16 protein-coding genes are annotated in these 17521 nt (G+C 36.7%); 15 read left to right on the forward strand and 1 reads right to left on the reverse strand.

Going from position 1 to position 17521, the window contains the following annotated elements:
* The first annotated feature begins 198 nt into the window (after positions 1 to 198).
* From OZX63_RS01605 to OZX63_RS01670, 14 genes are all read left to right on the forward strand, one after another.
* Entirely contained in the window at positions 199 to 1062 is an 864-nt protein-coding gene (locus OZX63_RS01605) for a PRD domain-containing protein (protein WP_277144042.1), read from the forward strand.
* Positions 1046 to 1402, forward strand: coding sequence for a PTS lactose/cellobiose transporter subunit IIA (locus OZX63_RS01610; RefSeq protein WP_277144044.1), 357 nt, complete (start codon positions 1046 to 1048; stop codon positions 1400 to 1402). Before OZX63_RS01605 ends, OZX63_RS01610 begins: the two co-directional genes overlap by 17 nt.
* Before the next feature lie 39 nt (positions 1403 to 1441).
* Positions 1442 to 3157: a PTS lactose transporter subunit IIBC gene (locus tag OZX63_RS01615; protein ID WP_277144045.1), complete on the forward strand. Its 1716-nt coding sequence runs from the start codon at positions 1442 to 1444 to the stop codon at positions 3155 to 3157.
* Complete coding sequence (gene lacG, locus OZX63_RS01620) at positions 3157 to 4590, forward strand: 6-phospho-beta-galactosidase (RefSeq protein WP_277144047.1); 1434 nt, start codon at positions 3157 to 3159, stop codon at positions 4588 to 4590. Before OZX63_RS01615 ends, lacG (OZX63_RS01620) begins: the two co-directional genes overlap by 1 nt.
* 221 nt (positions 4591 to 4811) lie before the next feature.
* Positions 4812 to 5666, forward strand: a complete 855-nt coding sequence (locus OZX63_RS01625) for a PRD domain-containing protein (RefSeq protein ID WP_277144049.1) — start codon at positions 4812 to 4814, stop codon at positions 5664 to 5666.
* A gap of 9 nt (positions 5667 to 5675) precedes the next feature.
* Entirely contained in the window at positions 5676 to 6032 is a 357-nt protein-coding gene (locus OZX63_RS01630) for a PTS lactose/cellobiose transporter subunit IIA (RefSeq protein ID WP_277144051.1), read from the forward strand.
* Positions 6033 to 6049: 17 nt separating this feature from the next.
* Complete coding sequence (locus tag OZX63_RS01635; protein WP_277144052.1) at positions 6050 to 7774, forward strand: PTS lactose transporter subunit IIBC; 1725 nt, start codon at positions 6050 to 6052, stop codon at positions 7772 to 7774.
* A gap of 20 nt (positions 7775 to 7794) precedes the next feature.
* Positions 7795 to 9216, forward strand: coding sequence for a 6-phospho-beta-galactosidase (gene lacG, locus OZX63_RS01640; protein WP_277145081.1), 1422 nt, complete (start codon positions 7795 to 7797; stop codon positions 9214 to 9216).
* A gap of 146 nt (positions 9217 to 9362) precedes the next feature.
* Positions 9363 to 10079, forward strand: a complete 717-nt coding sequence (locus tag OZX63_RS01645; RefSeq protein ID WP_277144054.1) for a GntR family transcriptional regulator — start codon at positions 9363 to 9365, stop codon at positions 10077 to 10079.
* A gap of 27 nt (positions 10080 to 10106) precedes the next feature.
* Positions 10107 to 11276, forward strand: a complete 1170-nt coding sequence (locus tag OZX63_RS01650; RefSeq protein ID WP_277144056.1) for an SIS domain-containing protein — start codon at positions 10107 to 10109, stop codon at positions 11274 to 11276.
* Positions 11277 to 11468: 192 nt separating this feature from the next.
* Positions 11469 to 11957: a PTS sugar transporter subunit IIB gene (locus OZX63_RS01655; RefSeq protein ID WP_277144058.1), complete on the forward strand. Its 489-nt coding sequence runs from the start codon at positions 11469 to 11471 to the stop codon at positions 11955 to 11957.
* 11 nt (positions 11958 to 11968) lie between these two features.
* A complete protein-coding gene (locus OZX63_RS01660) occupies positions 11969 to 12868 on the forward strand; it encodes a PTS sugar transporter subunit IIC (protein ID WP_277144060.1) in 900 nt (299 codons plus the stop codon).
* A complete protein-coding gene (locus tag OZX63_RS01665; RefSeq protein ID WP_277134248.1) occupies positions 12855 to 13673 on the forward strand; it encodes a PTS system mannose/fructose/sorbose family transporter subunit IID in 819 nt (272 codons plus the stop codon). Before OZX63_RS01660 ends, OZX63_RS01665 begins: the two co-directional genes overlap by 14 nt.
* 23 nt (positions 13674 to 13696) lie before the next feature.
* Positions 13697 to 14098 (forward strand): PTS sugar transporter subunit IIA, encoded by a 402-nt coding sequence (locus tag OZX63_RS01670; protein ID WP_277144062.1) that lies wholly within the window; start codon positions 13697 to 13699, stop codon positions 14096 to 14098.
* A 76-nt stretch (positions 14099 to 14174) separates the two neighbouring features.
* Here OZX63_RS01670 and OZX63_RS01675 read toward each other — a convergent pair whose 3' ends face one another.
* Positions 14175 to 16196: a hypothetical protein gene (locus tag OZX63_RS01675; RefSeq protein ID WP_277144064.1), complete on the reverse strand. Its 2022-nt coding sequence runs from the start codon at positions 16194 to 16196 to the stop codon at positions 14175 to 14177.
* A gap of 265 nt (positions 16197 to 16461) precedes the next feature.
* Between OZX63_RS01675 and OZX63_RS01680 the strand changes: the two genes are divergently transcribed.
* Positions 16462 to 17457, forward strand: coding sequence for a tagatose 1,6-diphosphate aldolase (locus tag OZX63_RS01680; RefSeq protein WP_277144066.1), 996 nt, complete (start codon positions 16462 to 16464; stop codon positions 17455 to 17457).
* Positions 17458 to 17521 lie beyond the last annotated feature (64 nt).

The raw sequence follows: 17521 nt of genomic DNA on the forward strand, positions 1-17521 counted from the left end.
TATTAAAGCAAGAAATTTCAAATATAGATATTTATATATGTAATCGCTTGCAATATGCGATGTGCTGTATTACAATAAGCATGAATTGAATAGATGGATTGTTACTATTAAATTAGGCAAAACCGCAAATCACAATTTGGGTAAACAAGCTCAATTTGAGAATTGCGGTTTTTCTTTTTTTCAAAAGAAGGCTGAGCGATGTTTAAAGTAGTTCAAGTGTTGAACAATAATGTGGCCGTTGTTCGTGATAACGATGATGAGCAAGAAATTGTTATGGGTAGAGGATTAGCCTTTCAAAAAAAGAAGGGTGACATAATCGCTGATACCAAGGTAGCCAAAGTTTTTGCATTACAAGATTCGCATACTGTTTCGGACTTAACGACACTTTTAGCTAATATTCCATTGGATTTTATCACTGAAAGCTATGACTTGATTAAACGAGCTCAAGATAAATATGGCTTTCAAGTGGAAACATATATTAATGTCACTCTGACAACCCACCTGTTTGCCGCATACCAACGCATGCAGCGTCATGAGGAGACCATTAATTATTTACCTGATTTAAGTTCTAATTATCCGCTCGCTTACCAAATTGCAGATGACTTTATGACCTATTTTCAAAAGGATTTGGGTATCAGCTTTCCTAGTTATGAAAAAAAGAGCATTGCACTTCACTTTATAAATGCACATATTGATCAACCCGAGCATAAGTCTCGTTATCCTAATCCCAACAGTCAAGTGGTTGAAATTGTTGAAAAAGAATTAGCGCGGAATCATCTAGTACGCAATTCTAAAAATGATGGTGATTTTGATCGTTTGTTAATTCATTTAAAGTATTTTGTTGCTCGTCTGCATAATCCGCAAAATAAAGAATTAATTGTTTCACAAAAGATGATTGCTGAAATTAAAGCTGAATATTCACAGGCTTGGGCAATTGTTGACAGGATAACGGAGCAGATTAGGCAACAGTTAAGCGTCAGTCTTTCAATGACAGAAAAGATGTATTTAACAATTCATATTGAGCGTTTATTACAGGAGGAAAAAGATGACATCCGAATCTAAAATTACTAAAGAAGAAATTTCAATGACAGGTTTTGCTATTGTGGCTTATGCAGGGGATGCTAGGACCTATCTAATGCAGGCAATGGATAAAGCAAGTCTGGGAAAGATTACTGAGGCAAAGGATTTAGTCAAAAAGGCAGAAGAATCAATTAACCTAGCTCATAATGAGCAAACTAAGTTACTCAGTAAAGAGGCAGACGGCAATGATCTGGACGTGACTTTTATTATGGTTCATGGCCAGGATACCTTGATGACCACGATGCTGTTAAAGGATGAAATGAAAACCATCATTGATTTGTATGAAAGAGTCAATAATTTGGAAGGAAAACCAACTGAATAATAAACCAAAGTTTAGTTAATTTTTTTAGGAGGAGAAAAAATGAATGGCTTTACAAAAGTAATGGATAAAATGAAACCATCTTTTGAAAAAATAGCAGCTAACCCGTATGTTTCTGCTATCAGAGATGGGTTCATCGCAGCCATGCCAATAATTTTGTTTTCAAGTTTGTTTACGTTATTTGCATATGTTCCTAATTCTTGGGGCTTTTATTGGCCTAAAGAAGTAGAAAATGCGATTATGCTGCCATATAACTATTCAATGGGGCTGTTAGGATTATTTGTAACTGCAACTTGTGCTAAAAACTTAACGGATTACAAGAATACTGGCTTGCCTAAAACTAACCAAATTAATGCAATGAATGTTATTTTAGCAGCTGAAATTTCGTTTATTATTATTGCAATTAAGGTTGGTAAAACTGGAATTGATTTAACATTCTTGGGTACACAAGGATTGATTGCATCTTATATTGTTGGGTTAATCATACCTAATATTTATTCTGCTTGTGTTAAGCACAATATTACAATTAATATGCCAGACCAAGTACCACAAAATATTTCTCAAACTTTCAAAGATATTTTTCCAATGGCATTTTCAGTTGGTCTGTTTTGGATAATTCAGATGGTTTTGGCTAAAGCATTTGGTGCTAACTTATCCGAATGTATTATCAACCTGCTTTCACCATTGTTTAGAGCTGGTGATACCTACGGCGGCTTAGCATTAATTGCCGGTGCGATGGCTTTCTTCTGGTTTATTGGTGTTCAAGGACCATCAATTGTTACGCCAGCCGTTGCCGCAATTGAAATGTCTAATGTTGGTTTAAACCAACAGTTAATGCATGCTGGTGTTCAAGCAACTCACGTTTTAGTTCTTAATACACAAGATTATGTTATGAACATGGGTGGTACTGGTTCAACTTTGATTGTTCCGTTCTTATTCTTATTACTTGCAAAGTCAGAGCAAAATAAGGCAGTTGGTAAAGCAGCTGTTATCCCTGGTTGCTTTTCAGTTAATGAACCAATTTTGTTTGGTGCACCAATAATTATGAACCCAGTCTTTTTCGTTCCGTTTTTGATAACACCAATGTTTAATGTCTGCTTATTTAAGTTCTTTGTTTCTACTTTACATATGAACAGTATTATTGCTACATTGCCATGGACGGTTCCGGCACCGATTGGGATTGTTGTCGGTACAGGTTTTGCGCCATTATCATTTGTTTATGTGATTTTAGCATTGATCGTTGATGTTTTGATTTGGCTTCCATTCTTCCGCTTTTATGACAATGACTTGTACAAGAAGGAACAAGCAGACGCAGCTAAATTAGCTACTGCTACTGATTCACCTGCTCAAGCTGTTACAGAAAATGTAAGTCTTAACAACGAAACTACCACTGAAACTCAGACTGCTTCAGATGAAACCTTAACACAGGACACCAATATTATGGTGATTTGTGCAGGGGGCGGTACTTCTGGCATTTTGGCTAAAGCTTTGAACAAAATGGCCAAAGAACGTAATTTACCGTTACACGCTGCAGCTCGTGCTTACGGGCAACACATGGATATTATTCATGATATGGATTTGATTATTTTAGCGCCACAAATGGACAGCATGAAGGATAATTTAGCACAGATTGCCAATAATGATGGTAGTAAGCTGGTCACAACAACTGGTCGCCAATATATCGAACTAACGCAGAATCCAGATCAAGCTTTCCAATTCGTAATGGACAGTTTAAAAAATGATGAGGGAGATAAATAATGACCGAGTTTAAATTTCCTGATAATTTCTATTTTGGTGGTGCAACAGCAGCTTATCAGTGCGAGGGCGCTACCGATGAAGATGGTAAAGGAGAAGTGATTTGGGATAAATATTTGCGTGAACAAAATACGATTAATCCTAATCCATCATGTGACTTTTATCATCGTTATTCTGAAGATTTGGCTTTGTGCAAAAAGTTTAAGATTAACGCAATTCGTGTTTCGATAGATTGGGCTCGGATTTTTCCAAATGGGACAGGTCAAGTAGAGCCACGTGGTGTAGCGTATTATCATCATGTCTTCCAAGAATGCCACAAAAATGGTGTTGAGCCATTTGTAACTTTACATCATTTTGATACGCCGCAAATTTTACAGGACAAGGGGGGCTGGTTATCGCAAGAAATGCTTGATGCCTTTCTTGCATATGCCAAGTTCTGTTTTAAAGAATATCAAAATGAAGTTAATTATTGGATAACAATTAATGAGCCAACCTCAATGGCTTGTCAGCAGTACGTTAGCGGGACCTTTCCACCCGCTTATCACGATCAGTTTTCTAAATGTTTTCAAGCAGAATATAATCAAAATTTAGTACATGCTAAGATTGTTAACGCCTATAAAGAAGCTGGTTATAAAGGAAAAATCGGTATTGTTCATGCTTTGCAGACAGTTTATCCAGCTTCTGACAGCTTGGGAGATCAACATGCTGCTGCCTTAAAAGACGTTCTAGAAAACCGATTTTACTTGGATGGTACTTTATCTGGAAAATATTCTGAAAAAACTTTGGCTTTAATAAAAGAAATTATTACTGCAAACAATCAGGAAATGATTGCGATAAAAGCTGAAGATGAAGAAATTTTGCAAAAAGCTGCACGGCAATTAGACTTTGTTGGTGTAAATTATTATTTCTCTAAGTTTATGAAAGAATACCATGGTGAGACTGAGATCAGTCATAATGGCACGGGTCAAAAGGGGACAGATGTCAATCGAATGAAGGGTGTAGGTGAAGAAGTGCATCCACAAGATTTGCCTGCAACAGATTGGGATTGGATAATTTATCCACAAGGAATACTGGATCAGCTTAAACGAATAAATGATAATTATCCGTTGGTTCATGAGATTTATATCACCGAAAATGGGATGGGCTATAAAGATAAATTTGTTAGTCCAGATAAATTGATTGATGACACTCCGAGGATCAAATATTTACACGATCATTTAGAGAAAATAGCCGAGGCAATTGAAGCAGGAATACCTGTTTGTGGTTACTTTGTTTGGTCTTTACAAGATATGTTTTCTTGGACAAATGGTTATTCAAAGCGCTACGGCCTGTTTTATGTTGATTTTAAAACTCAAGCAAGATACCCTAAGGCGAGTGCATATTGGTATAAGAAATTAGCAGAAACTAGAGAGTTACCAAAAAATATTAATTACTAAAAAAGTATTGCATTTTTGGTTGCGCTTCCATATAATATTAATAGGTGATAAGCAGCTTATATAGCATATGTACTTATTACCTGCTATAAATAAAATTTAATATTAAAGTGGATTGTTACTACTAAATTAGGCGAGACTACTAGAATTAACTGATTAACTATGTTGAAGCAGGTTATCAGTTAACTAGTAGTCTCTTTTTTTCTGAAAAAGGGGTGAGCAAAATGAAAATCAAAAAAATTTTTAATAATAATAGTGTTTTAGTCGATACTAAAAGTGGTAAAGAAGCCGTAGTTTTTGGTAAAGGAATTGGCTTTAACAAGAGTGAAAATAAGAAAATTGATTCTGATAAAATACAAAAAATTTTTTATGTTGCTGGTAAAAATGACAAAGACTCATTTCTCTATCTTTTTAGAAATATTCCAGTTGAAATCACCTCAATTGTCTTTGATATTGTGAAGCATGCTAAACAAAAATATAATTTTAAAGTTTATGACTCAATTTATTTAACGTTAAGTGAACATATTGCTGGTTCATATAAATCAATTGTTAATAAAAATTATCAGGAAAATGAAATTCCAGATTTTAAACAAAAATATCCGTTAGAATATAAAATTTCTGCAGATGCTGTTTCACTAATTAATGAAAAACTTAAAGTGAAATTTCCACAGTCAGAAGTAAGAAGTATAGCGCTACATTTTATTAATAGTAAAGTTCCAAATAATATTAAACATTTAACTGGTGAAGAAGAAATATTTGATACTTCAAAAATAATAAATATGGTTATCAATATTTTAGATGATAACAATGTATATCAAACAGCTGACAATGAGAATAATTTTCGAAGATTTTTAGTTCATTTGCAATATTTAGCTAATCGAATGAGAAATCCACCGAAAGGTAAAGATTCAATTGATAAAAAAATTCAGGCTGACATGATAAAAGCATATCCTCGATCTTATGCGATTACTCAAAAAATTTTCAAAGCATTAAAAAGAGAGTTCAATTTCGAACCGTCTGATGCAGAAGAAACATATTTTATTATTCATATTCATCAAATCATTATTAATAGTAAATAAGGAGAAAAAATGGCTACTAAAGAAGAAATCTCAATGGCAGGATTTGAAATTGTCGCATATGCAGGAGATGCTAAGACAGCATTGATAAATGCGCTAGATGAGGCGAGAAATGGTAATTATGAAAAAGCACGTGAACTTGTTAAAAGTGCAGATTCTTCGCTCAATGATGCGCACAATGCACAAACTAAATTAATGAGTAAGGAGGCAAGCGGTGAAGAAATGGAAACGACATTTATTATGTCGCATGGTCAAGATACTTTAATGACAACAATGTTGTTAAGGGATGAAGCAAAATATTTCATAGATTTATATGAAAAATACAATTCTGCTCTTGTTGAATTGAATCAATTAAAGGGTAGTAAATAATAAAAAGGAGATTAAAAATGAACGCTTTAATAAAGCAAATTGAAAAAGCTCAGCCTTTTTTTCAAAAAGTAGCTGCTAATAAATATTTGCGAGCAGTACGTGATGGTTTTATTGCTCTAATGCCAATTATTATCTTTTCTAGTTTATTTTTGTTGGTAGCAAATGTGCCACTTATTTGGCATTTTGCTTGGCCAGTTAAAGTGTCTAATGCTCTTAATATGTTTTATAACATGTCTATGGGTGTATTAGCATTAATGGCATCTTCATCTGTTTCGAAAGCTTTGACAGATTCATTAAATTTGGATTTACCAAAAACTTCGCAAATTCCAACAATTGGGGTGCAATTTACTGCTCAAGTTTCATTTATTTTGGTAGCAGTTGATACGTTAACAGATAAATTAAATAATATATATTTTGCTATTTCAATGATTGGTACTAAAGGCCTAATTTGTGCATTTCTTGTAGCTTTCATTGTACCGAATGTTTACTACATTTGTTTTAAGCATCATATTACGATTAAACTGCCAGATGCAGTACCACAAAATATTTCTAGTGCGTTTGAAAATATTATTCCATTTGCGATTAGTACAGGATTTTTCTGGGTCTTTTCACTTGCCTTCAGAGCAGTAACTGGTACCAATTTAGCTACATGGATTATTCAAATTCTGTCACCATTATTTACAGCAGCTGATGGCTACTTTGGCTTAGCAATTGTGTATGGTGCGATGGCTTTCTTTTGGTTTATTGGTATTCAGGGTCCGTCAATTGTCGAACCTGCTGTAACTGCTATTTATTTAAGTAATGTTGAATTAAATTTAGCCGCATGGAAGAGCGGAAATATTGCTGGTGCAAATAAGATTTTGGCTCAAGGTACACAATACTTTGTTGCCACTCTTGGAGGTACTGGTGCAACACTAGTTATTACATTGATGTTTGCCTTTTGGGCAAAATCTAAAGAATTAAAAGCTGTTGGTCGAGCAGCTTCAATTCCCGTACTATTCGGTGTTAATGAACCAATTCTTTTTGGTGCACCATTAATTTTAAACCCTGTTTTCTTTATTCCATTTTTATTGACACCAATTGCAAACGTTTGGCTTTTTAAGATCTTTGTTGATGTTTTCCATATGCCTGGTTTTATTTATAACTTACCGTGGACAACTCCTGGTACGTTAGGCTTAATTATGGGAACAGGATTTTCAATTGGTTCAATTATTTTAGCTATTTTATTACTAATCGTTGATACGATAATGTACTACCCATTTTTCAAGGCATACGATATACAAAAATGTAATGAAGAAGCTCAAAATGTTTCAAATAAAGAACAAGCTCCAACTTCAACTAAAGCTGAAGTCGAAAGTGCATCAGATGTGACGGAAACAAAGCCATCATCTGGAGGAATACCGCTGTCAGCAACTAAAGATGGCAAAGAGTTGAATGTATTAGTTCTATGTGCAGGCGGTGGTACCAGTGGAATTTTAGCTAAGGCATTAAATAAACTAGCTACTGAAAATTCATTACCACTATCTGTCGCTGCCACTTCATTTGGTTCTCATCATGATTTATTAAGTGGGATGGACATTGTCATTTTGGCTCCTCAAATGAATGCAATGAAAGACGAACTTAAGAAGGAATGTGATCAGAATAATGCAAAGATGATTACTACTACTGGAAAACAATACATTAACATGACGCAGCATGCGGACAAATGTTTAGATTTAATTATTGCTAATATTTCAAATTAGAATGTTAAAGGAGAATTTTAATCATGAGCATATTAAATAGAGTACAAAAGTTACCTAAGGACTTTGTTTGGGGAGGAGACACTGCTGCATATCAAGTTGAAGGTAGTACGCAAGTTGACGGCAAAGGAAAGACAATGTGGGATGATTATTTAAAAAAGCAAGGAAGATTTTCACCTGATCCAGCCAGTGATTTTTATAATCGTTATCCTGAAGATATTGCATTAGCTAAAAAGTATGGCTTAAACGCTATTCGTGTTTCAATTGCTTGGACAAGAATTTTTCCTAAGGGTTATGGACAGGTCAATCAGAAAGGTGTTGATTATTACCACCGGTTATTTAAAGAATGCTTGGATAATGGAATTGAACCGTACGTAAGTCTTCATCATTTTGATAGCCCTAAAACATTATTTGAAGATGGTGATTGGCTCAATCGTAAAAATATTGATTATTTTGTAGATTATGCTAAGTTCTGTTTTCAAGAATTTCAAGAAGTTAAAAATTGGTTTACAATAAATGAATTGATTTCTCTAGCTTATTCACAATATATCGCAGGAACTTTCCCACCTAATCATCATTTTGATGTTACTAGTGCAATTCAGGCTGAGCACAATGAATTACTTGCCCACGCACGTGTGGTTAATTTGTATAAAGAAATGGGATTACCTGGAAGAATTGGTTTGATCCATGTTTTGCAACCAGTTTATCCTATTTCTGATTCTGAAGATGATAAACATGCTGCTAAGTTAGAAGATGCATTCTTAAATAAGTTTTTGCTTGATGGCACATTTTTAGGTTATTATTCTGAAGATACGATGTCTTCAATCAATGAAATTTTGCGGTTAAACAATGCGGAGTTAGATATTCAAGATGGGGACTTAGATATTTTAGAAAAAGCAGCTTCGCAGAATGATATTTTTGGCTTAAATTATTATCAAAATCAATTTATTAAAGCATATCATGGTGAAAGTGAGAATCACTTTAACGGAACTGGAGATAAAGGTACATCTTCGTTTAAGTTTAAGGGCGTTGGTGAAACGGTAAAGAAGCCGGGAGTACCAACTACTGATTGGGACTGGAATATTTTTCCTAAAGGTCTTTATGATGTATTAAAACGAGTAAGTAAAGATTATCCAAATTGCCCAACTATCTATGTTACTGAGAATGGATTAGGGTATAAAGATAAGTTTGTTGGTGCCGATCAAATTATTGATGACCAACCAAGAATTGATTTCATTGATCAACATGTTGACGCGCTTCTTAAAGCTAGAAGTGAAGGCGTAAATGTTCAAGGCTATTTTGTTTGGTCATTACAAGATCAGTTTTCATGGGCTAACGGATATAATAAGCGCTATGGCTTATTTTATGTTGATTTTGATACTCAAAAGCGATATGTCAAAAAGAGTGCCTTATGGTTTAAAGCACTAGCAGATACTATGAAGTAAAACTGAATATTAATAAAAAGAAGGCAATTTGCCTTCTTTTTTATTTGTGAAACTGGTAATAATTACTGTAAATCATCATTGCAAATAAGCGCTTTCTTTGCTAGAATTTTAAGTGGTATCAACCAGTTGCAAAGGAGGCGTTGCCAATGCAAAAACCATTATATCGGCAAGTTATTTCAGATTTAGAAAAAAGAATTGGCCAGCTAAAGCCAAATGACAAATTACCTAGTGAGCGGCAGTTGTTAATGCAGTATTCCGTTAGTCGCAACACGATTAGACTAGCACTGCAGGACTTAGAAGAGCGGGGCTTAATCTATCGGTTACATGGCAAAGGCACTTTTGTGTCAAGCATGTACCTTAATCAAACTAATATTGGCGGGATGTATTCTTTTTCAGAGGAAGTCAAACGCGCGGGGCAAAAAGCAACTACCAAAAATTACAGCTTAGAATTGGTAGTACCTAGTAAGCAAATTGCTGAGCAATTGAACTTAAATGAGGGCGAGCAAACTTATAAATTAGTTCGTATTCGCTTGGCCAATGATGAGCCGCGAATCTTAAGTACAACATATTTACCGGAGCCACTTTTTCCGGATCTTAAACTTAGTGACTTGAAGGTTGACCCTCTTTATAGTGTGTTAAAAAATAAGTATCATCAGCTTAGTGTGATGGCTTTTGAAGATGTTCAGGCTGTGAGCTTGACCGCTGTTGAATGTAAATTCTTGGCAGAAAAAGTTGGCGCTCCAAGTTTGAAAATTTATCGTAAGACGATTAATGATAAAAATATTCCTGTTGAATTCACAATCTCGTTAGCTCGCGGGGACAGGTTTATTTATCGTTCAAGACAGTACAATCATTTAATTTAATTTTAGTGAAAGGTAGGAATTAGCAACATGTTTTCAAAAACAGATGAGGAATTAGAACAACTTAGTGCGCGCATTACGACGCGTGAAATCCAGCAACAACCACAATTATGGCAAGAAACTTGGTCAATCTACCAAGATAAAAAGGCAGAAATTCAAGCTTTTTTGGATAAGATTAATCAAAAATGGGGCAAAGTACGAGTAATCTTTACTGGGGCCGGGACGAGTGCCTATGTTGGCAATACCATCATGCCGTACCTGCAGCAACATGGTGATCGGACTAAGTATAATTTTGAATCAATTGACACCACTAAAATTGTTTCCACTCCTAAAGATTATCTTGAAGCAGAAACGCCGACTATTTTGGTTTCCTTTGCGCGCAGCGGTGATTCGCCGGAGTCAGTGGCAACAGTTGAATTAGCTAAAAAGATCGTGAAGCACCTATACCAAATTGCCATCACTTGTGCTCCGGAAGGACAATTAGCTAAGGACTTAAAGGGTGATGCAACAGGGCTGGTTGTGTTAACACCAGCTAAATCCTTAGATCAAGGCTTTGCAATGACTGGTTCATTTTCATGTATGAGCTTAACAGCGCTACTGATTTTTGATACGCTAGATGACCAGCGTAAAGAAAAGATTATTGGTGAAATTGCTCAGATGGGCAAGAGTGTGATTGAACGTGAGCCAGAAATTCAGTCATTAGTCGATACTGATTTTAACCGGATTACATACATTGGCAGTGGTAGTTTGGGTGGCTTGGCTGAAGAAACGCGGCTAAAGATTTTGGAATTAACTGCTGGTGAAGTAGCTGCCTTGTTTGACACGTCAATGGGTTTGCGGCACGGTCCTAAGTCATTTTTAGACAGCAAGACAATTGTCTTTGATTATGTTTCTAACGATTCATATACCAGACAATATGATCTGGATATTTTAAACGAGATTAAGGGCGACGACATTGTGCCGTTAGTCATGGCAGTTGGTCAAGAAAAAGATGGCCAAAATTTTGCGGGTAAATCCTTTATTTTTGAGGCTGATGAATTATTGCCTGATGCTTATCTAGCACTACCAGATGTCATGTTTGGTCAGACGATTGCATTGTTAACTTCGATTAAAGTTAACAATAAACCAGATACACCATCTCCGACAGGAACAGTTAATCGAGTGGTTAAGGGTGTAACTATTCATAAATTTATAGAATAATAATTAATATTTTAATTTTAATGAAGGACTCGTTTTATAATGAGCCTTCATTTTTTATTTTAAAAAACTTCTTATTGACAAAAAGTGGTAGGTACCTTATTATATTACTTGAAAGCGCTTTATAAATATTTTTGTGTATTGATGGTATCGGTTCCAGATTTTGAAACTTAACCATCCATAGGAGGAAGATATATGAATATTGTGGGTGCAAGAATCGATGAACGATTAGTTCATGGTCAAGTTGCCAATCTATGGACACCTAAGCTGCAGGTAGAGCGCATTATTGTGCTCGATGAAGCTGCCGCAAAGGATGATATCCAAAAGAGTGGTTTAAGAATGGCTACGCCAATGACAACTAGACTAAGTGTTTTACCAGTAGATGTTGCCGCAGATCATTTAAAGAAGGATCGTTATGGCAACCAAAGACTATTCCTAGTTGCTAAAAGACCGGAGAAGTTTTTAGATTTGCTTAATCAGGGAATTAAGCTTGATATGATCAATGTTGGTAACATGTCTAAGCGTGATGATACGACCGAATTAACTAAGCAGGTTAACATCAACGAGGAAGATGCTAAGTTGTTTAGACAGATGGCCGATCAAGGCGTTAAGTTAATTGCTCAAGTAAATCCAAGTGTTGATGCACATGACTTCTTGAAGTTAATTGATGAAAAGATGAAGTAGGAGGAAGAAAAATGGCTTGGTGGCAAATATTACTACTTACTTTATACGCAGGCCTGGAAATTCTAGATGAATTACAAATTTATTCATCATTGAATACGCCTGTTGGTGCAGGATTAATTGCCGGATTAATCATGGGCAATTTACCTGCAGGACTGTTTATTGGTGCCTCAATGCAGCTAACTGTTTTAGGTGTTGGTACCTTCGGTGGGGCTTCAAGAATTGATGCGACTACTGGTACAGTTTTAGCAACTGCCTTCTCAGTCAGCATTAAGGGTATGAGTCCACAAGTGGCAATTTCTTCAATTGCCGTTCCAGTTGCGACAATCATGGTGGAATTGGACGTTTTGGCTAGATTTGCGAACACGTACTTTTCACACAGAATTGATCACTTAATTGATGAAGAACACATTAACTATAAGGCAGTTGAACGCAACGTTTTGTACGGTGCTCTGCCATGGTCGCTTTCACGTGCTGTTCCTGTATTTATTGCTTTGGCTTTTGGTCAAGGCTTAGTTCAAACAATCGCCAATGCTTTGAATGGTGACTTGCTTTGGTTAGGTAATGGGTTGACAGTAGCCGGTGCTACATTGCCAGCTGTAGGTTTCGCAATCTTACTGCGGTACTTACCAATTAAAAAGCATGCCGCATACTTAATTTTAGGCTTCACGATTACGACACTGTTCTCAGTTTTGTTCAGCAGTATCCAGGCATTAGGTACTGGTGTTGCTGCAGCAAACAAGAGCTTTACTGCTACCTTTAACGGCTTGCCAATGCTGGCAGTTGCATTGCTAGGTTTAGCACTCGCAATTTTGCACTACAAGAATATTCCGCTTAAGAGCGCTGCACAAAAGACTGCAAGTCAAAGCAACGCAAATGATGACGAGGGGGAAATTACTGATGACGAACTCTAAACCAAAGTATAAATTAACTGATAAAGACTTTAATCAAATTAACAGAAGATCATTATTCGGCTACCAGTTAGGCTGGAACTACGAAAGAATGCAGAACAGTGGCTATCTGTACACGATTTTGCCGCAACTGCGCAAGATTTATGGTGATGATACTCCAGAATTAAGAGAAATGATGAAGACGCACATGCAGTTCTTTAACACTTCTAACTTCTTTAACACGATTATCACGGGACTTGACCTTGCCGTTGAGGAAAATGAAGGAATTGCTGGAAAAGATACGGTTACTGGTATGAAAGTTGGTTTGATGGGTTCATTTGCGGCAATTGGTGACTCAATTTTCGCTTCCTTAATTCCAGCTATCTTTGGGGCTTTAGCAGCTTCAATGGCTCATGAAGGTAACCCAACAGGAGTTATTATCTGGGTTGCAGTCTGCTTATTAATCTGCGTCTTTCGTTGGAAGCAATTACGGATTGCTTATAAGCAAGGTGTTTCTCTAGTTACTGATATGCGGGACCAATTAAATGCATTGACTGATTCAGCCACTGTTCTAGGTGTCTTCATGGTTGGTGCGTTAGTTGCCACAATGGTTAACATTAAGTTCGCTTGGGTACCACAGATTGGTAAAGTATCAATGAATATTCAGAATAATTTGGATATGATTATTCCTAAACTGTTACCTGCAGCAGTTGTTGCCTTTGTCTACTGGCTGCTTGGTAAGAAGGGCATGTCCTCTACTAAGGTAATCTTCATTGTCTTAATCCTTTGTGTAATCTTAGGTGGTACAGGAATTATCGCTAAAATTTAATTTAAGTAATTAGAAAGTATATTATGGCAGAAAAAGAATTAGTTTTGATCAGTCACGGAACGATGGCTGAAGGCTTAAAAGCCAGTGCTGAATTAATCATGGGTGAACAAGAGCATTTACATACAGTGTGCTTGTTGCCTGATGAAGGTCCAGAAGACTTTAAGAAAAAATTTACCGCTAAAATTGCTGGCATGAACCTTGAAGATGTGACAGTTTTTGCCGATTTAATGGGCGGTACTCCAGCTAACGTTGTCAGTCAGATGATTATGGGCGGTCAATCAATCCAGTTAATTTCGGGAATGAACTTGCCGTTGGTAATTGAATGGCTTAACAGTCAAATGAATGGTAACGAATCTGATTATATTACTGCCGGCAAGGCAGGGATGGTTAACATTACCCAAATGCTGGCAAACATGAAGAAGTAAAATTATTTAATGTCTAAAAATACCATGAGCTCAAAAAAAGCTCATGGTATTTTGTTGTCTGGAAGTAATGATAAATTTAATTAAAGAGCAGCTGGATTGTTTCTAATGGGTTAAGTTCAGCGGCGATTGTTGCGATACCATTTGTAACAGTTACCTGGGCAATTTTAGAGCTAACAGCTTGGCCGTTTTTGCGCACAATTGTTACTGTGTTACTTGGTAAGGGTTCACTTAGGTGCCAGCGAATTTGTGAATAAGCGTCTAGGGTAAAGTTGGCTAGCCAAGCAACGCGGCGGTTATCTTGCACATTTAATTTAACATTTGGCATGTCAATCAAATAATCGATTGGCTGGATACTATCAAGCATTTGCTGTAAAAGTCCCTGCTTGTAAGTGGTAAATTGTGATTCCCAGCCATGTTTTGGATCCTGATCCATTGGCAAGACAATAATATGCTTGTCAATTACCGCCATGACATTACCTAGCTCTTCATCAAGTGAACTATAAGCCTTAGACCAGATAGCAACGTCACTGCCTGTTTCATAAGTAAGTTTTAAATAGTTTCCGGTATGTTGAAGCATTGTAATTCTTGGATTCTTGACACCATCAACAGTGACATTATCTGCTTGTTCAAATGACTGGTAGGCAGTGCGATATGGGTGCCAAACAGCTTTTTTAATGTGCAACAGGTTACCTAGACCACGCTCAAGCAAGACGTTAACACTTTCGCCATCTAGTAAAACGGTGTTGTTGTTAAGTAAGGCAGTAATCTGACGATTGGTAAAATTCCGCAATAATTGTCCCGCAATGGCAATAGTTTGTTTTCCGAGTTTAGTGTGGGCATTAACTGGCAGAATTGTGGTCGCAAACCCAAAAGCCGATAGAAGACTAGCCCAATTCTTTTCATGTGGCAATAATTCTTCGGCTGCTTGACCAACTTTAGTATGCAAGCAATAACTGGAATCTTGATCAACTAAAATTTTAATGCCAGCTAAGTGGTTAATCTTTAAGCGGTTTTCAGATAGTTGGTTAACAAATGGCTTGATTTCGGCTAGCATTTTCGCATAATGCCAATTTTCATTAATCCCATTGCCCATCATGTCGAATAAATTAAGTAAAATTCCCTTACTGCCAATCAAAGCAGTGGTGATAATCTGGAACTTGGTAAAGGCGAGCGATTTGACTAGTGGCGAATACATGTAGCTTTCAAGTTCAGGATATAATTCCACATTTTCGCCTAAATAAGCGGCAGTAATACGGGTATATTCTTCAAAATTTCGCCCATATTGTAGTGGTGCAACTTCGTTATAGGCGGGCAAATGGGGTCTGGCTACTTGGGGATGATTTGGTCCAGCTTGAGCAGCGAACAATTGCTGCCAATCACGACCTTCAATTGCGTGCCAGTCAGGGAATGAGGTCATCTGTGCGAGGTCGGTTTTTGGACTAACTTGGTGTACTGCTTGCTCGATTAAATGTTCGTTTTCAATCATTTCCTGGCGAGCCTGATCAAGATAAATTCGCCGTTCTGGCATAGGCTTTCCTGGCTTGAGCATATTTTTAACAAAATCTTCGCGCGACTCTGCCTTGCCCAATTTTTGTTGGTAAAGTCGCATATGATAATCACAAAAACACATCAACTTTAACGGTGTGTGGTTATAATGGCGAAAATCATCTTCGAGCCATAACCACCGAGGATGAATGCTGGCATATTGAGCGTAAGTTTGCGCAAGATATTTGCGCCAAGTTGGGTCGGCAGGACAAGCCATGTCTTGCGCTTTTTGCCCATTGATGTCGACAAAGGTGTTAAAGCCAATTGCGGGATTGACCTGGTAGCCGCGGTCGGAATGCATGATTGTCGTCCAGGGGTTAAGGCTGGTAGTAACACCCATTTGCTTGAGCTTTTTCTGCAGCGGCTTAATCGCATCAAGCCAAACTTGAGTTTCTTGAGTAGTTAAATGACTGTGGTTCAGTTCTTCGCCATTTATAAAAAAGGCAACATCGTCAATTTGCCCTTTTTGAACAAATTCAAGCAATTTTTGGTCTTTTTCAGGTGTGTTGGTGCGAGGATCAAGCATGTATCTGAGCGTATAAATAAAAGACATGAAGTTCTCCTATATAAAATAATATGAGCCAAATAGTCACACTGACCCATTTTGATTGTTAATCTTTATAATTAAAATTATAAAACGCTTCCAAAGAAGATTAAAGTGCTTTAAGCGAAATTTATTTCACTTAATTCAGGCTAATTTTTACTATTTTATAAATAATCGTGAAAAGCTTTACATAAAAGGTAGATAAGCTTTAAAAGCGATTTACATGAGTATATAATAATGGTGTGCGATTAATTTGAATTAAAGGAGAAAAATAATGAGAACAATTTCTTCAGAAGTTGCTAAACATATGGCGAACTTGTCAACTGATGATGGCGTGATTAGCGCCTTGGCGATTGACCAACGTGGTTCATTGAAAAAGATGTTGGCAGAAGCTGCCAACAAGCCAGCCGACGAAACAACAATTGTTGATTTTAAGAAGGCAATTTCAAGTGAATTAACACCTTATGCTTCATCAATTTTGACTGATCCAGAATATGGCTTACCTGCAACTAAAGTTAGAGATAAGAATTGCGGGTTGCTTCTTTCTTATGAAAAGACCGGTTATGATACAACTGAGCCAGGCAGAATGCCAGACTTGATTGCTAACCAATCAGGTTTGCGGATTAAGAATGAAGGCGGCGATGCAATTAAGTTCTTGCTCTACTACGATCCAGATGAGGGTGAAGAAATTAACGATAAAAAGCAAGCCTTCGTTGAAAGAGTCGGTGCTGAAGCTAAAGCCAATGAATTACCATTGTTCTTGGAATTATTGACTTATGATGCAAATATCGCCGATGCCAAAGGTGCAGACTTTGCCAAGGTAAAGGCCGACAAAGTTTTAAAGACCATGAAGGAATTTTCAGCACCAAAATATGGTGTAACAGTTTTGAAGGTAGAAATTCCATTCAACATTAAGTTCGTTGAAGGCTTCAATGGTGATAACGAAGTTGTCTACACACAAGCTCAAGCTAAGGAATTGCTGAAGAAACAATCAGATATTACTGATTTGCCATACATCTTCTTGTCAGCTGGTGTGACGTCAGAAGAATTTATCGCTGAAATCAAGATGGCTGAAGAAGCTGGCGCTGACTATAATGGTGTTCTTTGTGGTCGTGCCACATGGAAGCCATCAATCAAGCCATTTGCTGCAGAAGGTGAAGAAGTCGGTAAGAAATGGCTGGCTACTCAAGGTAAAGAAAATATCGAAAACTTGAACAAAGCATTAACAGGAGCAAAATCTTGGCGTGACAAGTTAGCAGTTGAAAAATAAAATATTTAACTTAAATTAAAACATTCTATGGCTAAAACATAGAATGTTTTTTTGTTTTAGTGTA

Source organism: Lactobacillus sp. ESL0700 (assembly GCF_029392095.1).
Classification (GTDB): domain Bacteria; phylum Bacillota; class Bacilli; order Lactobacillales; family Lactobacillaceae; genus Lactobacillus.

Bases quoted from the DNA above. Each gene is read 5' to 3' on its own strand.
- OZX63_RS01675 (WP_277144064.1), bottom strand. From the start codon at position 16,196: ATGTCTTTTATTTATACGCTCAGATACATGCTTGATCCTCGCACCAAC.
- OZX63_RS01625 (WP_277144049.1), top strand. From the start codon at position 4,812: ATGAAAATCAAAAAAATTTTTAATAATAATAGTGTTTTAGTCGATACT.
- OZX63_RS01645 (WP_277144054.1), top strand. From the start codon at position 9,363: ATGCAAAAACCATTATATCGGCAAGTTATTTCAGATTTAGAAAAAAGA.
- OZX63_RS01665 (WP_277134248.1), top strand. From the start codon at position 12,855: ATGACGAACTCTAAACCAAAGTATAAATTAACTGATAAAGACTTTAAT.
- OZX63_RS01635 (WP_277144052.1), top strand. From the start codon at position 6,050: ATGAACGCTTTAATAAAGCAAATTGAAAAAGCTCAGCCTTTTTTTCAA.
- OZX63_RS01670 (WP_277144062.1), top strand. From the start codon at position 13,697: ATGGCAGAAAAAGAATTAGTTTTGATCAGTCACGGAACGATGGCTGAA.
- OZX63_RS01630 (WP_277144051.1), top strand. From the start codon at position 5,676: ATGGCTACTAAAGAAGAAATCTCAATGGCAGGATTTGAAATTGTCGCA.
- OZX63_RS01615 (WP_277144045.1), top strand. From the start codon at position 1,442: ATGAATGGCTTTACAAAAGTAATGGATAAAATGAAACCATCTTTTGAA.
- OZX63_RS01610 (WP_277144044.1), top strand. From the start codon at position 1,046: ATGACATCCGAATCTAAAATTACTAAAGAAGAAATTTCAATGACAGGT.
- OZX63_RS01605 (WP_277144042.1), top strand. From the start codon at position 199: ATGTTTAAAGTAGTTCAAGTGTTGAACAATAATGTGGCCGTTGTTCGT.
- OZX63_RS01650 (WP_277144056.1), top strand. From the start codon at position 10,107: ATGTTTTCAAAAACAGATGAGGAATTAGAACAACTTAGTGCGCGCATT.
- OZX63_RS01680 (WP_277144066.1), top strand. From the start codon at position 16,462: ATGAGAACAATTTCTTCAGAAGTTGCTAAACATATGGCGAACTTGTCA.
- OZX63_RS01660 (WP_277144060.1), top strand. From the start codon at position 11,969: ATGGCTTGGTGGCAAATATTACTACTTACTTTATACGCAGGCCTGGAA.
- lacG (WP_277144047.1), top strand. From the start codon at position 3,157: ATGACCGAGTTTAAATTTCCTGATAATTTCTATTTTGGTGGTGCAACA.
- OZX63_RS01655 (WP_277144058.1), top strand. From the start codon at position 11,469: ATGAATATTGTGGGTGCAAGAATCGATGAACGATTAGTTCATGGTCAA.